This window comes from Bradyrhizobium sp. 142, from assembly GCF_023074015.1.
Taxonomy (GTDB): domain Bacteria; phylum Pseudomonadota; class Alphaproteobacteria; order Rhizobiales; family Xanthobacteraceae; genus Bradyrhizobium.
The window spans coordinates 1-17,639 of record NZ_JADPKQ010000334.1 but is presented as its reverse complement, the minus strand read 5'-3'; the positions used below and the strand labels follow the sequence as shown (position 1 = coordinate 17,639).

The window sequence follows — 17,639 nt, the reverse complement described above, 5'->3', positions numbered from 1 at the left end:
GCTTGATCATGCCGACGCCCATTCTCGATTTCGATGCTCTCGCGCAAGCCATTGCGGGCCGGACGGTGCTGTGCATCGGCGACATCATGCTCGACGAGTTCGTCTATGGCGAGGTGTCGCGGATCTCGCCGGAAGCGCCGGCCCCGGTGATCGCAGCAGGGCGCAGCGAGATCCATATCGGCGGCGCCGGCAACGTCGCGCGCAATGTCGCCTCGCTCGGCGCGCGCTGCATCTTCGTCGGTCTCATCGGCGATGACGATGCGGGCCGGCGGCTCGCGGCCGCGCTTGCCGAGCAAACCGCCATTGAAAGCGTGCTGGTGTGCGATCCGTCGCGGCCGACGACGCGAAAGGTGCGCTTCGTCTCCGAGCATTTCTCCACCCATATGCTGCGCGTGGATTGGGAGCAGGCGCTGCCGGCTTCCGACGAGATCGAGACCAGGCTGATCGAGGCGATCCTGCCGCAGATATCGCGCGCCGACATTCTGCTGCTATCCGACTATGCCAAGGGCGTGCTGACCGCGCGCGTGATCCGCCACACCATCGACGCCGCGCGAATACTCGGCAAGCCCGTGATCGTCGATCCCAAGAGCCTCAACTGGGCGATCTATCGCGGCGCCACGCTGCTCACGCCCAACCGCAAGGAATTCTCGGAAGCGACCCGCAGCCGCGCCGACACGGCGCAAAGCATCATTGACACCTCCGAGGACGTGATGCGGCTCGCCGATTGCGAGGCGATCCTGGTGACCCAAGGCGAGCACGGCATGACGCTGGTGCCGCGCAATGGCGAAGCGGTTCATGTTCCGGCGTACCCTGTGAAGGTGCGCGACGTCTCCGGCGCCGGCGATACTGTCGCCGCAGCGCTTTGCGTGTCGCTCGCGGCGGGCGCGGATTGGGATACGGCCTTGCGCATGGCCAATGCAGCAGCCGCTGTCGCCGTCGGCAAGCAGGGCACCGCCAGCGTGACCGCCGCCGAGCTGCGGCGAAAGATCCTGCCGCATGCCTATCTCGCGGCCGAAGAGAAGATCGTGATCCAGGCTGGCGCACTCGAGGCGCAGCTCGCCGAATGGCGCAGGCTGGGCTTGCGGGTCGGCTTTACCAATGGCTGTTTCGATATCCTGCATCCCGGCCACGTCAAGGTGCTGACCGCGGCGCGCTCCGCCTGCGACCGCCTCATCGTCGGCCTCAACAGCGATGCCTCGGTGCGGCGGCTGAAGGGCGCGGACCGTCCAGTGCAGGACGAGCGCGCACGCGCCGAGGTGCTGGCTGCGCTTGAAGCCGTCGATCTTGTCGTCATCTTCGACGAGGACACGCCAATCGACCTGATCACCCGGATCAAGCCGAGCGCCTTGGTGAAGGGCGGCGACTACACCCGCGAGCAGGTGATCGGCCACGAGGTCGTGGAGGCCGCCGGCGGAACGGTCGTGCTGGTCGACATCCTCCAGGGGTTCAGCACGACGGCGCTGGTCCATCGCGCGCGCGGAGGGGACGAGTGACGGTGGTTGCCCGGAAGACGACCGGCGAGATGCTGTGGCGGCGCTTGCGCAGTCCTACGGCTTGGCGCGAAACGGTCGACGTTTTCGCTATCTTGACCGCTGCCTCGCTGCCGTGGTCGACCTCTCTTGCGGGAGTCTTCAACGCCCTGATGCTTCTCTGCATGGTGCCGTTTCTCGACGTCCGCGCGTTCCTGCAATCGCTGAAGCGTCCGATCTGCGTTGCGCCGATCGCGCTGGTCCTGCTCGCACTTGTGGGAACGCTGTGGTCGGACGCGGCATGGGGCGCGCGGCTCTACGCAGTCAATCCGACGGTCAAGCTCCTCGTGCTTCCGGTCCTGCTCTACCATTTCGAGCGCTCGCAGCGCGGGCATTGGGTGCTCGTCGCATTCCTCGTCTCCTGTGCGCTATTGTCGGTAATGTCGTGGCTAGTCGCCTTCTATCCCAACCTCGCCCTCAAGACCGATCCGCCCGAACGCGGCATCTTCGTCAAGAACTACATCGACCAGAGCCAGGAATTCACCCTGTGTGCGGTCGCGCTCGCTTATCCCGTCGTGCTGCTGCTGCGTGAGAAGAGGTACTGGCTTGCCGGGCTATTAACCGCGCTTGCGCTCAGCTTCTTCGTCAACATGGCCTTCGTGGTGGTGTCACGCACCGCGCTCGTCACCATTCCGATCATGTTCGGCGTGTTCGCGCTGCTTCATCTGAGGTGGCGCAACATCGCGATCATCTCGGTTGCTCTGCTTGCCGGCGCGGCTGTCGCCTGGCAGGCCTCGCCGCAACTGCGCAAGACCGCCGATACCTTTGCCAGCGACTACACGCGCTATGTGGAAAAGGGCGAGCCGACCTCGCTTGGCTTGCGGCTCGAATTCTGGCGGAAATCCCTCGGCTTCTTCGCGGAGGCGCCGATCATCGGGCACGGCACTGGCTCGACGCGCGGATTGTTCGAGCGGGCCGCCACCCACGGCGCCGTATACCAGGCTTCGGCCGAGGTGATCGGCAACCCGCACAACCAGACGCTGAACGTCACCGTGCAATGGGGCGTCATCGGTATCGCCGTTCTCTACGCCATCTGGGTCTTGCATCTGCTGTTGTTTCGCGGCGACGGGCTTGCCAATTGGATCGGCCTCCTGGTCGTGGTGCAGAACGTCTTCACCTCGCTGTTCAACTCCCATCTGTTCGACTTCCATGAGGGCTGGATGTACGTCATCGGCGTCGGCGTTGCCGGCGGCATGGTGCTCGGCGCTCGCCGCGCCAAGCCGAAGGTGGAAGAAGCCGGCTGCTGAGGGCCGCGCAGCTGGCAAGTCTTTGCCAAGTCTAGTGCTGGCAAGTCTTGTCGAGATGGGCTATCAGCGCGGTCAGGTCGCACTAAACTGGGTATTCATCGGTCGGCGGATGACGCGTCTTTCGCATCTCACCTTGCGCAATTTCCTGATCGCGCTCCACGATCTCCTGGCGACCACGGCGGCGCTATTCGTCGCCTTTTATCTGCGCTTCGAGGCGGGCGAGGGCTTCTTCGACCGCCTCCCGTTGCTGCTCCAGATCCTGCCCTATTTCCTCGCCTTCGCCGCGGTCGTGTTCTTCATCTTCAACCTGACCGCGACGAAATGGCGCTTCATCTCGCTGCCGGACGCGCTCAACATCATTCGCGTTGCGACCGTGTTGACGGTTGCGCTGCTCGTCCTCGACTACATCTTCGTCGCCCCCAATGTTCGTGGCGCGTTCTTCCTCGGCAAGGTAACGATCGTCCTCTACTGGTTCCTTGAAATCTCCTTTCTCAGCGCGTCGCGCATGGCTTATCGCTATTTCCGCTATACGCGGGTGCGGCGCCATGCCAGGATCGCGGATGCCGCACCGACGCTGCTGATCGGCCGTGCGGCGGATGCCGAGGTGCTGCTGCGCGGCATCGAGAGCGGCGCCATCAAGCGCATCTGGCCCGTTGGCGTGCTGTCGCCCTCGAGGGCGGATCTCGGCCAATTCATCCGCAATGTGCCGGTGCTGGGCGGCGTCGACGACATCGAGGACGTCATCGGCGACTTCGCCAAGCGCAGCAAGCCAATCGCCCGGTTGGTGATGACGCCGTCGGCGTTCGAGCCGGAAGCCCATCCAGAATCGATCCTGATGCGGGCGCGAAAGCTCGGTGTGATCGTCAACCGCATGCCGTCGCTCGACAGTGGGGACGCGCCGCGGCTGACCGCGGTCGCCGTCGAGGACCTCCTGCTGCGGCCGAGCGAGCAGATCGACTATGCGCGCCTCGAAGCCCTGATCAAGGGTAAGGCGGTCATCGTCACCGGCGGCGGCGGCTCGATCGGCTCGGAGATCTGCGAGCGCGTCGTCGCCTTCGGCGCCGCGCGCCTCCTGATCTTGGAAAATTCCGAGCCGGCGCTCTACGCTGTCACAGAGGCGCTCTCGGCGCTCGGAACGGGCGCTGCCATCGAGGGGCGGATCGCCGACATCCGCGACCGCGAACGCATCATGCGCCTGATTGCCGAGTTCAGGCCGGGCATTGTGTTCCACGCCGCGGCCCTCAAACATGTGCCGATCCTCGAGCGCGACTGGAGCGAGGGCGTCAAGACCAACATCTTCGGCTCAATCAACGTCGCCGATGCGGCGGTCGCTGCCGGCGCTGAAGCCATGGTGATGATCTCGACCGACAAGGCGATTGAGCCGGTGTCGATGCTCGGCCTGACCAAGCGTTTCGCGGAGATGTACTGCCAGGCGCTTGATCGCGACGTCGCGGCGCAGGCCGGTGTTGCCAAGCCACCGATGCGGCTGATCTCGGTCCGGTTCGGCAACGTGCTGGCGTCGAACGGCTCAGTGGTGCCGAAATTCAAGGCGCAGATCGAGGCCGGCGGCCCGGTGACGGTCACGCATCCCGACATGGTCCGCTACTTCATGACCATCCGTGAGGCCTGCGACCTCGTCATCACGGCGGCAACGCATGCGCTCGGAACGGTGCGTTCGGACGTCTCGGTCTACGTCCTCAACATGGGCCAGCCGGTCAAAATCGTCGATCTCGCCGAACGCATGATCCGCCTGTCCGGCCTTCAGCCCGGCTACGACATCGAGATCGTGTTCACGGGGGTGCGGCCCGGCGAGAGGTTGCATGAGATCCTGTTTGCGTCCGAGGAGCCGATGGTCGAGATTGGCGTCGCCGGCATTATGGCCGCGCAGCCCAACGAGCCGCCGATGCGGACCCTGCGCAAATGGATCACGGCGCTTGAGCAGGCGATCGCGGGGGACGATCGGGCGACGATCAGGACCATCCTGAAAGATGCGGTCCCGGAATTCGGTTCGACCGCCGCCTGACTGAGCAAATCTCCGGGCAAGAGGTCATCGTGAGCCGGCATGAACCGCGCGCCGACCCGTTGACACACGCGTCGGTGCTACGTCCTCAGGACGCCTGAGGGCGGGAGAACCGCCGCAGGACGAAGCCGATCGCGATTGCGCCCGCCAGCAGGGTGATCATCTCGATCATAATCGAACCGGCGCAAACTGCGACGATCGCTACTCCCGCAAGCACGAGATTGAGCGCGAACACCTCGCCGATCACCCGGGAAACCGTGAAGCCGTTGTCGATGGCGCGCTGGTAGAAATGCGTGCGGTGTGCCGACCAGAACGGTTCGCGCCGCGCGATGCGCCGAAACAACGTGATGGTGGAATCCGCAAGGTAATAGGCCGGCAGCAACAGCGCTGCGGCCGGCTGCCCATGCCAGGCGAGCTCCAGCAGGCACCATCCGAGCAGGAGGCCGATCGGCAAGCTGCCGACATCGCCGAGAAACACCTTTGCGACCGGACGGTTGAATGGTGCAAAGCCGAGCATGGCCCCGCACAGCGCCGTGGCGACGAGCGCGGCCGGCCAGGACAGTTCGCCGAGCCATCCGAGCAGCATCAGCGCCGCGGTCACCGGCACCACTTCCGCCGCGGTCATCAGATCGAGCCCGTCCATGAAGTTGACCAGGTTCACGAACCAGACCCCCGCAAGCAGGATGAGGCCGCGCTCCAGCGCAAGCGGCAGGGCCGGAACGATGCGCGCAGTCTCGGGCGAGGTGAACACGACCGCGCCGACGGCGGCGGCCTGCAGCGCCAGCCGCACTAGTACCGGCAGCGAAACGATGTCGTCGGCAAACCCGACCAGCGCAATCAGCACCGTCGCGGCCACCAGCGCCGGCGGGATCGCGACGTTGGCCCAGACCGAAGCAACCAGCAGCGTGGCGGCGATCACCGCGATGCCCGCACCCTGCGGGGTGGGGATGCGATGCGAGGACCGCGCATTCGGACGCGCCAGTGCGTAGCGCTGCAACAGGGGACGGCTGGTCCAGGTGATGAGGGCCGAAATCAGCGCGGCGATCGCGACGGCGAGCAGCGATGGTCCGACGGCGAGAGCGCCGCTGGCCGGATTCACTCCGGCACCCCGATCGGCCCCGATCCTTGCGCGGCTTTCTCGGCGCTGAGGATCCAGACTAGGCCACCGAACGCGCCGACGATGAACGAGACGGCGCCGAACAGCAGCGAGACGTTGACGCCTTCGTTCGCAGCGAGCCCAGCAAAGCCGAACGCCAGCCCCATCGTGGCCTCGCGTACGCCCCAGCCGGCGATCGAGATCGGCATCAAGGTGATCAGCATGACCGGCGGCAGCAGCAGGAAGGCCTGGCCGAAGCTGACCGGCGCGGCAATCGACTGCACCACGCACCAGGCGATGACGACAGCGAGCACGTGAATGACGAGCGACAGGATGGCGATGATCGGTCCGCGCGTCGCGCTGAAGATCACGCGGTTCGCGATCACCGCGCAGGCGTGGATGTGATGCGTGGCCCACCAGGTCTTCAGCCACGGCCATTTCAGCGCGCCGAAGATCAGGAAACCAAGGCCGCCCGCGAGTGCCGCAAGGTCGACAAGCACCAATGCCGATCGTCCGTGCGGATCGGTGATGAGGGCGTAACTCCAGGGCAGGCTCGCGACGATGATGATCGCAAGCGCGATCAGGCCGATCGCGCGGTCGACGAAGATCGAGTAGGTCGCCGCGCGCCATCCGGCGCCGGCGCGCGCGACCAGCCACAGCCGGACCGCATCGCCGCCGATCGCGGATGGCAGAGTCTGGTTGAAGAACGCGCCGATCACGTTGTAACGCATGGCACGGCCGAGCTCGAGCGGCGCGCCGCATTCGGCGCTGACCTCGCGCCAGCGCAGCACCCCGACGAAGATTTGCAGGAACATAATCGCGATCGCCATGCCAATCCAGAACAGGCTGGTCACGGTGAAACGCGAAAACAGTTCGGACAGATCCACCTTGCGCAGCGCCAGATAGAGCAGCGCCGCGGAAATCAGGATTTTGGCCGTCGACAGCAGGATTCGGCGCATCTCGCCCGCATGAACAGGGTTTGCGAAGATTTGTGGCGACCCGACGCGAAGCGCCGAATTCGGCCGCTTTGGTATGGTTTTGGCGCCGATCTTGCAATAGCTGAAAGGAAGCTGTCATGAAAGGAAGCTGTCATGAACGGCGGCGGGATATCGCCCGCTTGGCGCAGCAGCTAAACAGGCGCCGATCGCGGGCGCGGGTGAAGGACCCTTGGGAACAGGATGACGGATCAGGCGATTTTGGTCACGGGTGCCGCCGGCTTCATCGGCTTTCATGTCGCCCGGCAGCTCCTGGGCGAGGGCCGGCCCGTCGTCGGGCTCGACAATCTCAACAGCTATTATGATCCGGCGCTCAAACAGGCGCGCCTGGAGCTGCTGCGGAACGATTCCCGCTTCTCCTTCGTGCAGGCCGATCTCGCCGACCGCGACACCATCGCGGCACTGTTTGCGCGACACGGATTCGCCAAAGTCGTCCATCTCGCCGCGCAGGCCGGCGTGCGCTACTCGATCGACAATCCGCACGCTTACGCCGATTCCAACCTCCAGGGCTTTCTCAACGTGCTCGAGGGCTGCCGGAACAATTTCTGTCGTCATCTCGTCTACGCCTCGTCATCCTCCGTTTATGGCGCCAACACAAAACTGCCATTTGCCGTGCAGGACCGGACCGATCATCCCGTGAGCTTCTACGCCGCGACCAAGAAGGCGAACGAGCTGATGGCGCAGTCCTACAGCCATCTCTACCGGCTGCCGGTCACGGGCCTGCGCTTCTTCACCATCTACGGACCGTGGGGGCGGCCCGATATGGCGCTGTTTCTGTTCGCGAACGCGATCATGGCTGATAGGCCGATCCGGCTCTTTAACCATGGCAAGATGCGTCGCGACTTCACCTATATCGACGACGTGACCCGTGTAGTATCCAAGCTGATCGATCGGGTGCCCGCGGACGAGCCGGCTGCCGCAAATGCGCCATCTCGGGTCTACAATGTCGGCAATCACCACCCCGAAGAGCTGATGCATGTCGTCGCGCTTATGGAGCGGGAGCTGGGCCGGACGGCAAACAAAGAGCTGCTGCCAATGCAGCCCGGAGACGTGCTGGAAACGTTCGCGGATGTCGAGGATTTGATGCGCGACACCGGCTTTGTGCCGTCAACGCCGATCGAGCAAGGGGTCCGTAATTTTGTCACCTGGTATCGGGACTACTTCAAGGTTTGAGATGACGATGGACAAACGCATTATCCCCCTGATCATGTGCGGCGGTGCCGGCACGCGGCTGTGGCCGGCCTCGCGCGAGGTGCGCCCCAAGCAGTTCCTGCCGCTGTTCGGCGCGCGCTCGACCTTCCAGGACACGCTGCTGCGCGTCTCGGATGCGTCGCTGTTCGATCGGCCGATCGTCATCACCAATGCGTCCTACCGTTTCATGGTGCTGGAGCAACTCGCCGAGATCGGCATCGAGGCCGACGTGATCCTCGAGCCGATGCGGCGCGATTCCGGCCCCGCGATCGCCGCGGGTGCGGTGTTCGCGCAAATACGCGCCGCTGACGCCGTCGTGCTCGCGCTCGCCGCCGATCACGTGGTGCAGGACACTGCCGCCTTCGTCGCCGCCTGCCGCGAAGGCCTCGCGGCCGCGAGCGCCGAGCGCATCGTTACCTTCGGCGTCAAGCCGGAGCGGCCCGCGACCGAATACGGCTATATCAGCCCGGGTGAGGCGATCTCGGGCGAGGTGCATGCGGTGGCGCGCTTCGTCGAGAAGCCGGACGCGGTGAAGGCCGCCGACTACGTCAACTCCGGCTATCTCTGGAACAGCGGCAACTTCATGTTTCCGGCTGCACTGCTGCTCGACGAATATCGCAAGCTCGACGCAGGAAGCGTTGAAGCGATCGCCAGTGCGGTCACCAATGCCGGCCGCGATCTGTCCTTCGTGACGCTGGAGCCGCAGGCATTCGGCTCGGCCAAGGCGATCTCGATCGACTATGCGGTGATGGAAAAGACCTCGCGCGCCGCGGTGGTGCCGGTGTCCTGCGGCTGGTCCGACGTCGGCTCCTGGCACGCGGTGTGGGAATTGTCGGACAAGGACGCGCAAGGCAACGCCGCGCACGGCGCCGCGGTGTTCGAAGACTCCCGCAACTGCAACGTCACCACCGATTCGGCGCTGGTCGCGCTCGAAGGCGTCGATGATCTCGTCGTGGTGGCGACTGCGGACGCGGTGCTGGTCTCGCGCCAGAACGATGCCAACGGCCTGAAGCGGCTGGTGACCAGGCTCAAGGCGGTCGCGCCGAAGGTCACCGAGGAGCATCTCAAGGTGCATCGGCCCTGGGGCAGCTACCAGTCGGTCGACAATGGCGAGCGCCACCAGGTCAAGCGCATCGTGGTCAAGCCCGGCGGGCGGCTGTCGCTGCAGAAGCACCATCACCGCGCCGAGCACTGGATCGTGGTCCGCGGTGCCGCGCGCGTCACCGTCAACGAGACCGTGAAGACGGTGCATGAGAACGAGTCGATCTACATCCCGATGGGCGCGGTGCACCGGATGGAGAATCCCGGCAAGATCATGCTGGAGCTGATCGAGGTCCAGACCGGCAGCTATCTCGGGGAAGACGACATCATCCGGATTGAAGACGACTATCAAAGGTCGTAACCAGCAAAGCTTCCGAATCACGCGACCCGGGCCGAAAGAGCGGTTTCTTTCAGCGGCTTAACGCCCGGGGAGCGTGTAACTTTTTGAATCAAATCGTGTCCGGTCTGCACGCTCGGCATCCGCCACAAATGTGGCGTCCATGCTAGAAGCGGCCCGGGGATTTGCGTTGAATCGGGGTTTGCTCAGATGAGTTCCAAAGGGTCTGCACCGGCAATGGCCGGCTTGCGCGTCGGCGTCATTGGTGCCGGCGTAATGGGCAGTAACCACGCGCGCGTGCTCGCGGGGTTGCCCGGCGTCAGCCTTGTCGGTGTGGTCGATCCTTCGCCGGTTCACCTCGCGCGCACCTGCGAGCTCGCCAACTGCCAGGGTTTCGAAACGCTCGATCAGCTGCTCGCCGCAGGCGTCGATGCCGTCACCATCGCAGCGCCGACCCATCTGCATCACGAGATCGCGCTCGCCTGCATCGCCAAGAACATCCACGTGCTGGTCGAGAAGCCGATTGCGTCCACGGTCGCGGAAGGCCGCGAGATCGTTTCCGCCGCGCAAAAGGCCGGCGTGACGCTGATGGTTGGCCATGTCGAGCGCTTCAATCCGGCGGTCGCCGCCGTCAAGCAGGCGATCGCGGGCGAGGACATCCTCTCGATCGCGATCACCCGCGTCGGTCCGTTCCCGCCGCGCATGTCCAATGTCGGCGTTGTCATCGATCTCGCCGTCCACGACATCGATCTGATCCGCTGGTTCACCGAATCCGACATCGTCGAGGTGCAGCCGCAATTGTCCAGCGCGGTGGCCGAGCGCGAGGATATCGCGCTGTTGCAGTTCCGCACCGCATCCGGCGTGCTCGCTCACATCAACACCAACTGGCTGACGCCGTTCAAGGCGCGCAGCGTCACGGTCGCGACCCGCGGCAAATATGTGATGGGCGATCTCTTGACGCGCCAGGTCACCGAATGTTTCGGCTTCAAGCCCGATGGCAGCTATTCGATGCGGCATCTGCCGGTCGGGCACGACGAGCCGCTGCGCGCCGAACTGATCGCGTTCCTCAGGGCCGTCCGCCACGGCGAGACGCCGGCCGTGACCGGCGACGAGGGCGTCGCCAGCCTCGAAATCGCCACGCAGTGCCTCGAAACGCCATCGCGGCCCGCCGCGACGTCGTCGGCAGCCCGCACGGGCCCGCGCCGCGTCGCCGGCTGATCCTCCTCCATGTCGACCGCTCCAACCACGCAAGACAATCGGCAAGGCGCCATGAACCAGCATCTGCGTTCCGATCCCATTTCCTTCATCGATGTCGGCTCGCAGCGCCGCCGCCTCGGCGCCGCGCTCGATGCGGCCGTCAAGCGCGTGCTCGATCATTGCCAGTTCGTCAACGGCCCGGAAGTCGCCGAGCTCGAGGCGCAGCTCGCGGCGTATTGCGGCGCCAAGCACGTGGTGTGCTGCGCCAGCGGCACCGATGCGCTTCTGATGGTGCTGATGGCGAAGAACGTCGGTCCCGGCGATGCCGTGCTGTGTCCCTCGTTCACCTTCATTGCCACCGCTTCGCCGGCGGCGCGGACCGGCGCTACGCCCGTCTACGTCGATGTGGATGAGGCGACCTTCAACATGAGTCCGGAGTCGCTGAAGCGCGGCATCGCGACCGCACGGAAGGCGGGCTTGCGGCCTGTCGCGGTGATCCCCGTCGACCTGTTCGGACAGCCCGCCGATCACGATGCCATCGCGGAAATCGCAAAGGCCGAGGGCCTGTTCGTGATCGATGACGCCGCGCAAAGCTTTGGCGCGAGCTACAAGGGCCGCATGCTCGGCACCGAGGCGCTCGCGACCACGACCAGCTTCTTCCCGGCCAAACCGCTCGGCTGCTTCGGCGACGGCGGCGCGATCTTCACCGACGACGACGAACTCGCCGCCACGCTGCGCAGCATCCGCGTGCACGGGCAGGGCGTGGACAAATACGACAACGTCCGGCTCGGCTTGACCGGCCGGCTCGACACCATGCAGGCCGCGATCCTGATCGAGAAGCTGAAGATTTTCGACGACGAGGTCGCCGCCCGCAACAGGGTCGCGGAGCGCTATGCGCGCGGCCTGTCCAATGTCGTCACCGTGCCGCGTCTTGCGCCCGGCTGCACCTCGGTTTGGGCGCAATACACCATACGCCTGCCTGAGGGGACCGACCGCGACGGCTTTGCCGCCGCGCTGAAGGCCCAGGGCGTGCCGACCGCGATCTATTACGCGAAGTCGATGCATCAGCAGACCGCCTACAAGCACTATCCGGTGGCCGAAGGCGGCCTGCCGCGCTGCGAGAGCCTGTCGGCTGACGTCATCAGCCTGCCGATGCACCCCTATCTCGACGAGGCCGCCCAGGAGCGAATCATCGCAGCCGTGCGCGGCGCGATTTCGGGCTGATATTTCCGTATTGCTGCCCTTCCTTCTCCCCTTGTGGGAGAAGGTGGCATAGGCGGCCTTCGGCCGCCGTTCTTAAGAACGCCGAAGCGAAGCTTCGGCTATGGCGCCGGATGAGGGGTCTCTCCGCACGGAATGCGCGGAGAGAGACCCCTCATCCTAATGAGCTTGGGTCTACTTGCGGCGATGCCCTCTCCCACAAGGGGACAGGGCACAGCGATGCGCATCGCAAGATGCAATCGACCTCTGTCCGATAAGGCTCTAAAACAGACGCATGCTCGGACGGATCTTCACGGTTGGCGGATATACGCTGCTCTCGCGGCTGACGGGATTTGTCCGCGACATCATGCTCGCGGCGATCCTCGGCGCCGGCCCCGTGGCCGACGCCTTCTTCGTGGCGCTCCGCCTGCCCAATCACTTCCGCGCGATCTTCGCCGAGGGCGCCTTCAACGCGGCCTGGGTGCCGGCCTATGCGCATGTCCATGGCGAGCGCGGGGAGGGCGCGGCAAGGTTGTTCGCCGACCGCATCTTCACGCTGCTGCTGGCCTCGCAGGTTCTGCTGCTGGTCGTCGCCTGGCTGTTCATGCCGCAGGCCATGAGCATCCTGGCGCCAGGCTTTAGTGAGGATGCCGACCAGCGCAAGCTCGCGATCGAGCTGACCCGGATCACCTTTCCGTATCTCCTGCTGATCACGCTGGTGACGCTCTATGGCGGCATGCTCAACGTGATGCAGCGCTTTGCCAGCGCCGCGGCCGCGTCGATCTTCCTCAACATCTCGATGATGATGACGCTGGCGCTGGCCGCCTGGTTTCCCAATGCGGGGCACGCCGCTGCCTGGGGCGTCCTGATTTCGGGCTTCCTGCAATATTTTCTTCTTGCGGGCGATCTTGCGCGTCACGGGGGCCTGCCGCGCATTGCACCGCTCAAGCTCGATGAAGATGTCCGCGCCTTCTTCAAGGCGCTCGGGCCGGCGACCCTGGGTTCGATGGGGACCCAGATTGCGCTGTTCGCCGACACGATCATCGCGACCTTCCTGCCCGCCGGCGCGCTGTCGGCGCTCTATTACGCGGACAGACTCAACCAGCTGCCGATCGGCGTGATCGGCATCGCCATCGGCACGGTGCTGCTGCCGGAGATGTCGCGGCGCATCACCGCCAACGACCATGACGGTGCGATGAAGGCGCAGCGCCGCGCGTTCGAGTTCACGCTGCTGTTCTCGGTGCCCTTCGTCGCGGCCTTCGTCACCGTGCCTGAGGCGATCATGCGTGCGCTGTTCGCCCGCGGCGCGTTCTCGAAGGCCGATGCCATCGCCGCCGGCGCCACGCTCGCTGCCTATGCCATTGGTTTGATCCCCTTCGTGCTGATCCGCAGCGCGGTCGCAACCTTCTATGCGCGCAAGGATACCGCGACGCCGGTGCGCGCCTCGCTGACGGGTATCGCGGTCAACGTAGCTCTTAAATTCGCCCTGATGGGATCGCTGGCCCAGATCGGGCTGGCGCTGGCAACTGCCGTCGGTGTCTGGACCAATCTGCTGCTCGTGCTCACCTTCGCAGTGCGGCGCGGCTATCTCGCATTCGATCGGGCGCTGGTGCAATCGCTCGCCAAATTCGTCCTGAGCGGCCTGATCCTCGCCGCCGGGCTGTGGCTGACCGCGCATTTCGGGGCGATCTATTTCTCCACAATGCCGAGCTTCCGGGACGAAATGACGCTGGCGCTGCTGATGATCACCGGCACGTTCATTTACGCCTTCTGTATCCTCGTGCTGTTCGGCCGCGGCTGGCTGTTCTCACTGGTGCGGGGCTAGGCGAACTTCAATAGTAGATTCGTTGTGTCCGCTTTAGGAGGACGAATTCGCCGAAGCGTCGTCCTCGCCTCTAGGATGCAACCAACATCCATACATCCCTTGATTTTGCGCGATCTCTGTGGGATTGGTACCTCATGATCAAATCAGTGCGCAAAGTCACCTGCAACCACATGACCCGCTTCGGCTGGGCCGTGGGAGGAGTCGCGCGCTAGAATTTGACGACGACATCTTTTCCACCAGCCCCGCCGGCATCGGACGGGGCCTTTTGTTTGGCCACGCTCCCTGCCGGCACAACAGCAGGAGCATCCGATGCCAGCTCAACAGACGAACATCGCACCCGCGACCGAGCGCGATGCCGCGGCGCTACGCCCCGACATCGCATTGGCGAGGAGCATTTTAAGCCTGATCACGCGATACTGGCGTGCGTTTCAGGAGCGGCGCCGGCGGCGGGGCCCAGGAGTCACCTTGCAGGATCTGAGTGACAGGGAGCTGATGGATATCGGCCTGACGCGTGGCGAGATCGACTACTTCTCGCCGGAACGGGCTATAGATGCGCTGAGAAATAGCGCGATGCGTCTGTGGAGCCAAGGCATGTAAGTGATCAACATGCGGGGTGAGCTCGACAACCACCATGCCACCAACTGGACCGATCTTGGATTGCGTCCCAGCCCGCTCTGACAAGCAAGGCGCGGGGGATCTTTCGCGGACGGCGCATGGCGAAAGCCGTTTGCCTTGCCAGTTTTTCCACGGCAATATGCCGGCAAAACAACCATGAGAACGGGAAGATCAAATGGCTGCTCCCATCAAGTTCGGCGTTGGCCAAAGCGTGCTGCGCAAAGAGGATGACGCACTCATCCGCGGCAAGGGCCGCTATACCGACGATTATGCGCCGCAGGCCGCACTTCACGCCCTGATGCTGCGCTCGCCGCACGCGCATGCCAAATACACCATCGATGTGAGCCGAGCTCGCGCGCTGCCCGGCGTTGCGCTGATCCTGACCGCCGACGACGTTGCGGATCTCGGCAATCTGCCGTGCCTGTTCAATCTGGAGACCGATCCGTTCACCGGCCCGCCTTACCCCATCCTTGCCAAAGACGAGGTGCGCCATGTCGGCGATTCCATCGCCTTCGTGGTCGCCGAGACCATCGATCAGGCCCGCGACGCGATCGAGGCGATCGAGGTCAAGTGGAGCCCGCTCCCAGCGGTGACCGGCGTCGTCAATGCCGTGAAGAAGGGCGCGCCGCAGGTCTGGCCGGATAAGCCCGGCAATGTGCTGTTCGACGTCTCGATCGGCGACAAGGCCGCGACCGAAGCCGCCTTTGCCAAGGCGCATGCGGTCGCCGAAATCTCCATCGTCAATCCGCGCGTGGTTGCAAGCTTCATGGAGACGCGTGCCGCCGTCTGCGAATACGACGCCAAGAACGATCATCTGACACTGACGGTCGGCAGCCAGGGCAGCCACCGTCTGCGCGACATCCTCTGCCAGAACGTGCTGAATATCCCGACCGACAAGATGCGGGTGATCTGCCCCGACGTCGGCGGCGGTTTTGGCACAAAACTGTTTCCGTACCGCGAATACGCCTTGCTGGCGGTCGCCGCGCGCAAATTGAAGAAGGCGGTGAGATGGGCGGCCGACCGTACCGAGCATTTCATGGGTGATGCGCAAGGCCGCGACAACGTCACCACCGCGAAGATGGCGCTCGCCGAGGACGGCAAATTCCTCGCCATGGATTGCGACCTGATGGGCGACATGGGCGCGTATCTGTCGACCTTCGGCCCCTACATTCCCCACGGCGGCGCCGGCATGCTGCCCGGCCTCTACGACATCCAGGCCTTCCACTGCCGGGTGCGCACCATCTTCACCAACAGCGTTCCGGTCGACGCCTATCGCGGCGCAGGCCGGCCCGAGGCCGCCTATGTCATCGAGCGCCTTGTGGACGCCTGCGCGCGAAAACTCGACATGACGCCGGATGCCATCCGCCGCAAGAACTTCATTCAGCCGAAGGCGCTGCCGTACAAGACGGCCACGGGCAAGGTCTATGATTCCGGCGATTTCGCCGCCCATCTGAAGCGGGCGATGGAGATCGCCGAGTGGAAGGAGTTTCCCAAGCGCGCAAAGCTCGCCAAGAAGCAGGGCCTGATCCGAGGCATTGGCCTCGCAAGCTACGTCGAGATCTGCGGCGTGATGGGCGAAGAGACCGCCAATGTGCGGCTCGATCCCAATGGCGAGGTCACCGTCCTGATCGGCACGCAATCGAGCGGGCAGGGGCATCAGACCGCTTATGCGCAGATTGTCGCCGAGCAGTTCGGCTTGCCGCCGGAGCGCGTGCATGTCCGCCAGGGCGACACTGCCGAGATTGCGACCGGGCTCGGCACCGGCGGCTCGGCCTCGATTCCCTCCGGCGGCGTCAGCGTCGAGCGTGCCACGCGCGAACTCGGGCAGAAGCTGAAGGAGATTGCGGCGCAGGCGCTGGAAGCCGGCGCCGGCGACCTCGAGATCTCGGAGGGCGTGATACGGATCGCCGGCACCGACCGTTCGATCTCGTTCGCCGATCTCGCCAAGCGCCCGGGCGCAGATCCCTCAAAGCTGAACGGCAGCGCGACGTTTGCCAGCGCCGACGGCACTTATCCCAACGGCACGCATCTGGCGGAAGTCGAAATCGATCCGGCCACCGGCATGATCAAGATCGTCAATTACGTGATCGTCGACGATTTCGGCAAGACGCTCAACCCGCTGCTGCTGGCTGGCCAGGTGCACGGCGGCGCCATGCAGGGCATCGGTCAGGCCTTGATGGAGCAGGTGGTCTACGGCGCCAGTGACGGGCAGCTCATAACCGCCACCTACATGGACTATGCGCTGCCGCGTGCGGCTGATGGTCCCGCCTTCGTGTTCGAGACCGCCAACGTTCCCTGCAAGACCAATCCGATGGGCGTGAAGGGCGCGGGCGAGGCCGGTGCGATCGGCTCCTGTCCGGCCATCGTCAACGCCATCGTCGACGCCCTGTGGCGCGAATACAAGATCGACCACATCGACATGCCGGCGACGCCGGAGCGGGTGTGGATCGCCATCCACGAGCACCATCGCCGTCACAGCCTTTAACAATCCCCGATCTGCCCGTGCGGGAATAAATGTCGCGCACGGGGTTCTAATCTGGATGGACGGATGCCCGTGAAACGGGTGGATGGTCTTTCCCAGAATCTGTGAGCCGGAGAACAAGCAATGAAACGGGTGATGATTGTCGCGACGACCCTGCTGTTGGGCGCAGGCGCCGTGATGGCGCAGCAGCAGGTCGCCGTTCACCAGGACAATTTGATGCGCTCGCAGGCCAAGAGCCTCTACACGGTCATCCAGAAGATGACCAAGGGCGACATCCCCTACAACCAGAAGGCCGTCGACGAGGCGCTCGCCAATCTCGAGGCAGACGTCGCGAAGATCGCAAAAACCTTCGAGGTCAATCCCAAGCAGGACGTGGTGAACGCCAGCTACGGTGCGTCGCCAAAAGTCTGGCAGAACAAGGCCGATTTCGACTCCAAGATCCCGCCGGTGCAGAAGGCGATCGCCGACGTCAAGGGCAAGATCACCGACGTCGCGAGCCTGAAGGCCGCCTACACCAGCATCAACGACCGCTGCACCGACTGCCATGAGACCTATCGGCTCAAGCTGAAGTAGCGGTTGCAGTTCGTAGATCCTATGGGGTGGCAGGTGGTCAGGGGTAAATTGAGTTTGTGACCACCAACTCACCCTGGAGGATCAACGATGCGTACTGATCACACTGACGCACCCGCCGGAAGCGAGTATGCCACGATTTACTTGGCTTTCGAACTGAGCAAAGCGAAGTGGCAGCTGGGGATAATGATGCCCGGCGCCGAGAAGATGCGTCGTTACCGGATCGATGGCGGGGACATGGCGGCGCTATCTGGCGTGCTTTTGCGGGCTCGAGGGAAGGCCGCGCAGGAGGGC

Annotated in this window: 13 protein-coding genes and 1 pseudogene; 12 read left to right on the top strand and 2 right to left on the bottom strand. The window is 64.4% G+C overall.

The features are described 5' to 3' along the window. The first annotated feature begins 8 nt into the window (after positions 1–8). The 3 genes from rfaE1 (at position 9) to IVA82_RS31440 (ending at position 4,799) form a co-directional block, all read left to right on the top strand. Positions 9–1,493 carry a D-glycero-beta-D-manno-heptose-7-phosphate kinase gene (rfaE1, locus tag IVA82_RS31450; RefSeq protein WP_247391703.1) on the top strand — a complete coding sequence of 495 codons (1,485 nt, stop codon included), beginning with the start codon at positions 9–11 and terminating at the stop codon, positions 1,491–1,493. Continuing rightward, entirely contained in the window at positions 1,490–2,776 is a 1,287-nt protein-coding gene (locus tag IVA82_RS31445; RefSeq protein WP_247391701.1) for an O-antigen ligase family protein, read from the top strand. The genes rfaE1 and IVA82_RS31445 overlap by 4 nt, the downstream gene beginning before the upstream one ends. Before the next feature lie 109 nt (positions 2,777–2,885). Beyond that, positions 2,886–4,799, top strand: coding sequence for an SDR family NAD(P)-dependent oxidoreductase (locus IVA82_RS31440; RefSeq protein ID WP_247391872.1), 1,914 nt, complete (start codon positions 2,886–2,888; stop codon positions 4,797–4,799). An 85-nt stretch (positions 4,800–4,884) separates the two neighbouring features. Here IVA82_RS31440 and IVA82_RS31435 read toward each other — a convergent pair whose 3' ends face one another. Together IVA82_RS31435 and IVA82_RS31430 are read right to left on the bottom strand one after the other, a co-directional pair. Beyond that, the gene (locus IVA82_RS31435) at positions 4,885–5,895 is read right to left on the bottom strand and encodes a glycosyltransferase family 4 protein (protein ID WP_247391698.1); all 1,011 of its coding nucleotides are present in this window, start codon (positions 5,893–5,895) and stop codon (positions 4,885–4,887) included. Next, on the bottom strand, positions 5,892–6,851 hold the full coding sequence (locus tag IVA82_RS31430) for a lysylphosphatidylglycerol synthase transmembrane domain-containing protein (protein WP_247391696.1): 960 nt from the start codon (positions 6,849–6,851) through the stop codon (positions 5,892–5,894). Before IVA82_RS31430 ends, IVA82_RS31435 begins: the two co-directional genes overlap by 4 nt. 219 nt (positions 6,852–7,070) lie before the next feature. Here IVA82_RS31430 and IVA82_RS31425 point away from each other — a divergent pair, with 219 nt between their 5' ends. The 9 genes and pseudogenes from IVA82_RS31425 to IVA82_RS31385 all read left to right on the top strand — a co-directional run. Then, positions 7,071–8,060, top strand: a complete 990-nt coding sequence (locus IVA82_RS31425) for an NAD-dependent epimerase (RefSeq protein ID WP_247391694.1) — start codon at positions 7,071–7,073, stop codon at positions 8,058–8,060. Between the two features lie 7 nt (positions 8,061–8,067). Then, complete coding sequence (locus tag IVA82_RS31420; protein ID WP_247391692.1) at positions 8,068–9,480, top strand: mannose-1-phosphate guanylyltransferase/mannose-6-phosphate isomerase; 1,413 nt, start codon at positions 8,068–8,070, stop codon at positions 9,478–9,480. 186 nt (positions 9,481–9,666) lie between these two features. After that, positions 9,667–10,674 carry a Gfo/Idh/MocA family oxidoreductase gene (locus IVA82_RS31415; protein ID WP_247391691.1) on the top strand — a complete coding sequence of 336 codons (1,008 nt, stop codon included), beginning with the start codon at positions 9,667–9,669 and terminating at the stop codon, positions 10,672–10,674. Between the two features lie 51 nt (positions 10,675–10,725). Further along, positions 10,726–11,877, top strand: a complete 1,152-nt coding sequence (locus IVA82_RS31410) for a DegT/DnrJ/EryC1/StrS family aminotransferase (protein ID WP_247391689.1) — start codon at positions 10,726–10,728, stop codon at positions 11,875–11,877. 271 nt (positions 11,878–12,148) lie between these two features. Further along, positions 12,149–13,678: a murein biosynthesis integral membrane protein MurJ gene (murJ, locus tag IVA82_RS31405; RefSeq protein WP_247391687.1), complete on the top strand. Its 1,530-nt coding sequence runs from the start codon at positions 12,149–12,151 to the stop codon at positions 13,676–13,678. A 309-nt stretch (positions 13,679–13,987) separates the two neighbouring features. After that, entirely contained in the window at positions 13,988–14,275 is a 288-nt protein-coding gene (locus IVA82_RS31400; protein ID WP_247391683.1) for a DUF1127 domain-containing protein, read from the top strand. Between the two features lie 193 nt (positions 14,276–14,468). Continuing rightward, entirely contained in the window at positions 14,469–16,778 is a 2,310-nt protein-coding gene (locus IVA82_RS31395) for a xanthine dehydrogenase family protein molybdopterin-binding subunit (protein WP_247391669.1), read from the top strand. Positions 16,779–16,898: 120 nt separating this feature from the next. Continuing rightward, positions 16,899–17,348 (top strand): cytochrome c, encoded by a 450-nt coding sequence (locus tag IVA82_RS31390; RefSeq protein ID WP_247391666.1) that lies wholly within the window; start codon positions 16,899–16,901, stop codon positions 17,346–17,348. 87 nt (positions 17,349–17,435) lie between these two features. Then, positions 17,436–17,639: pseudogene (locus IVA82_RS31385) on the top strand (hypothetical protein); the annotation flags it as partial.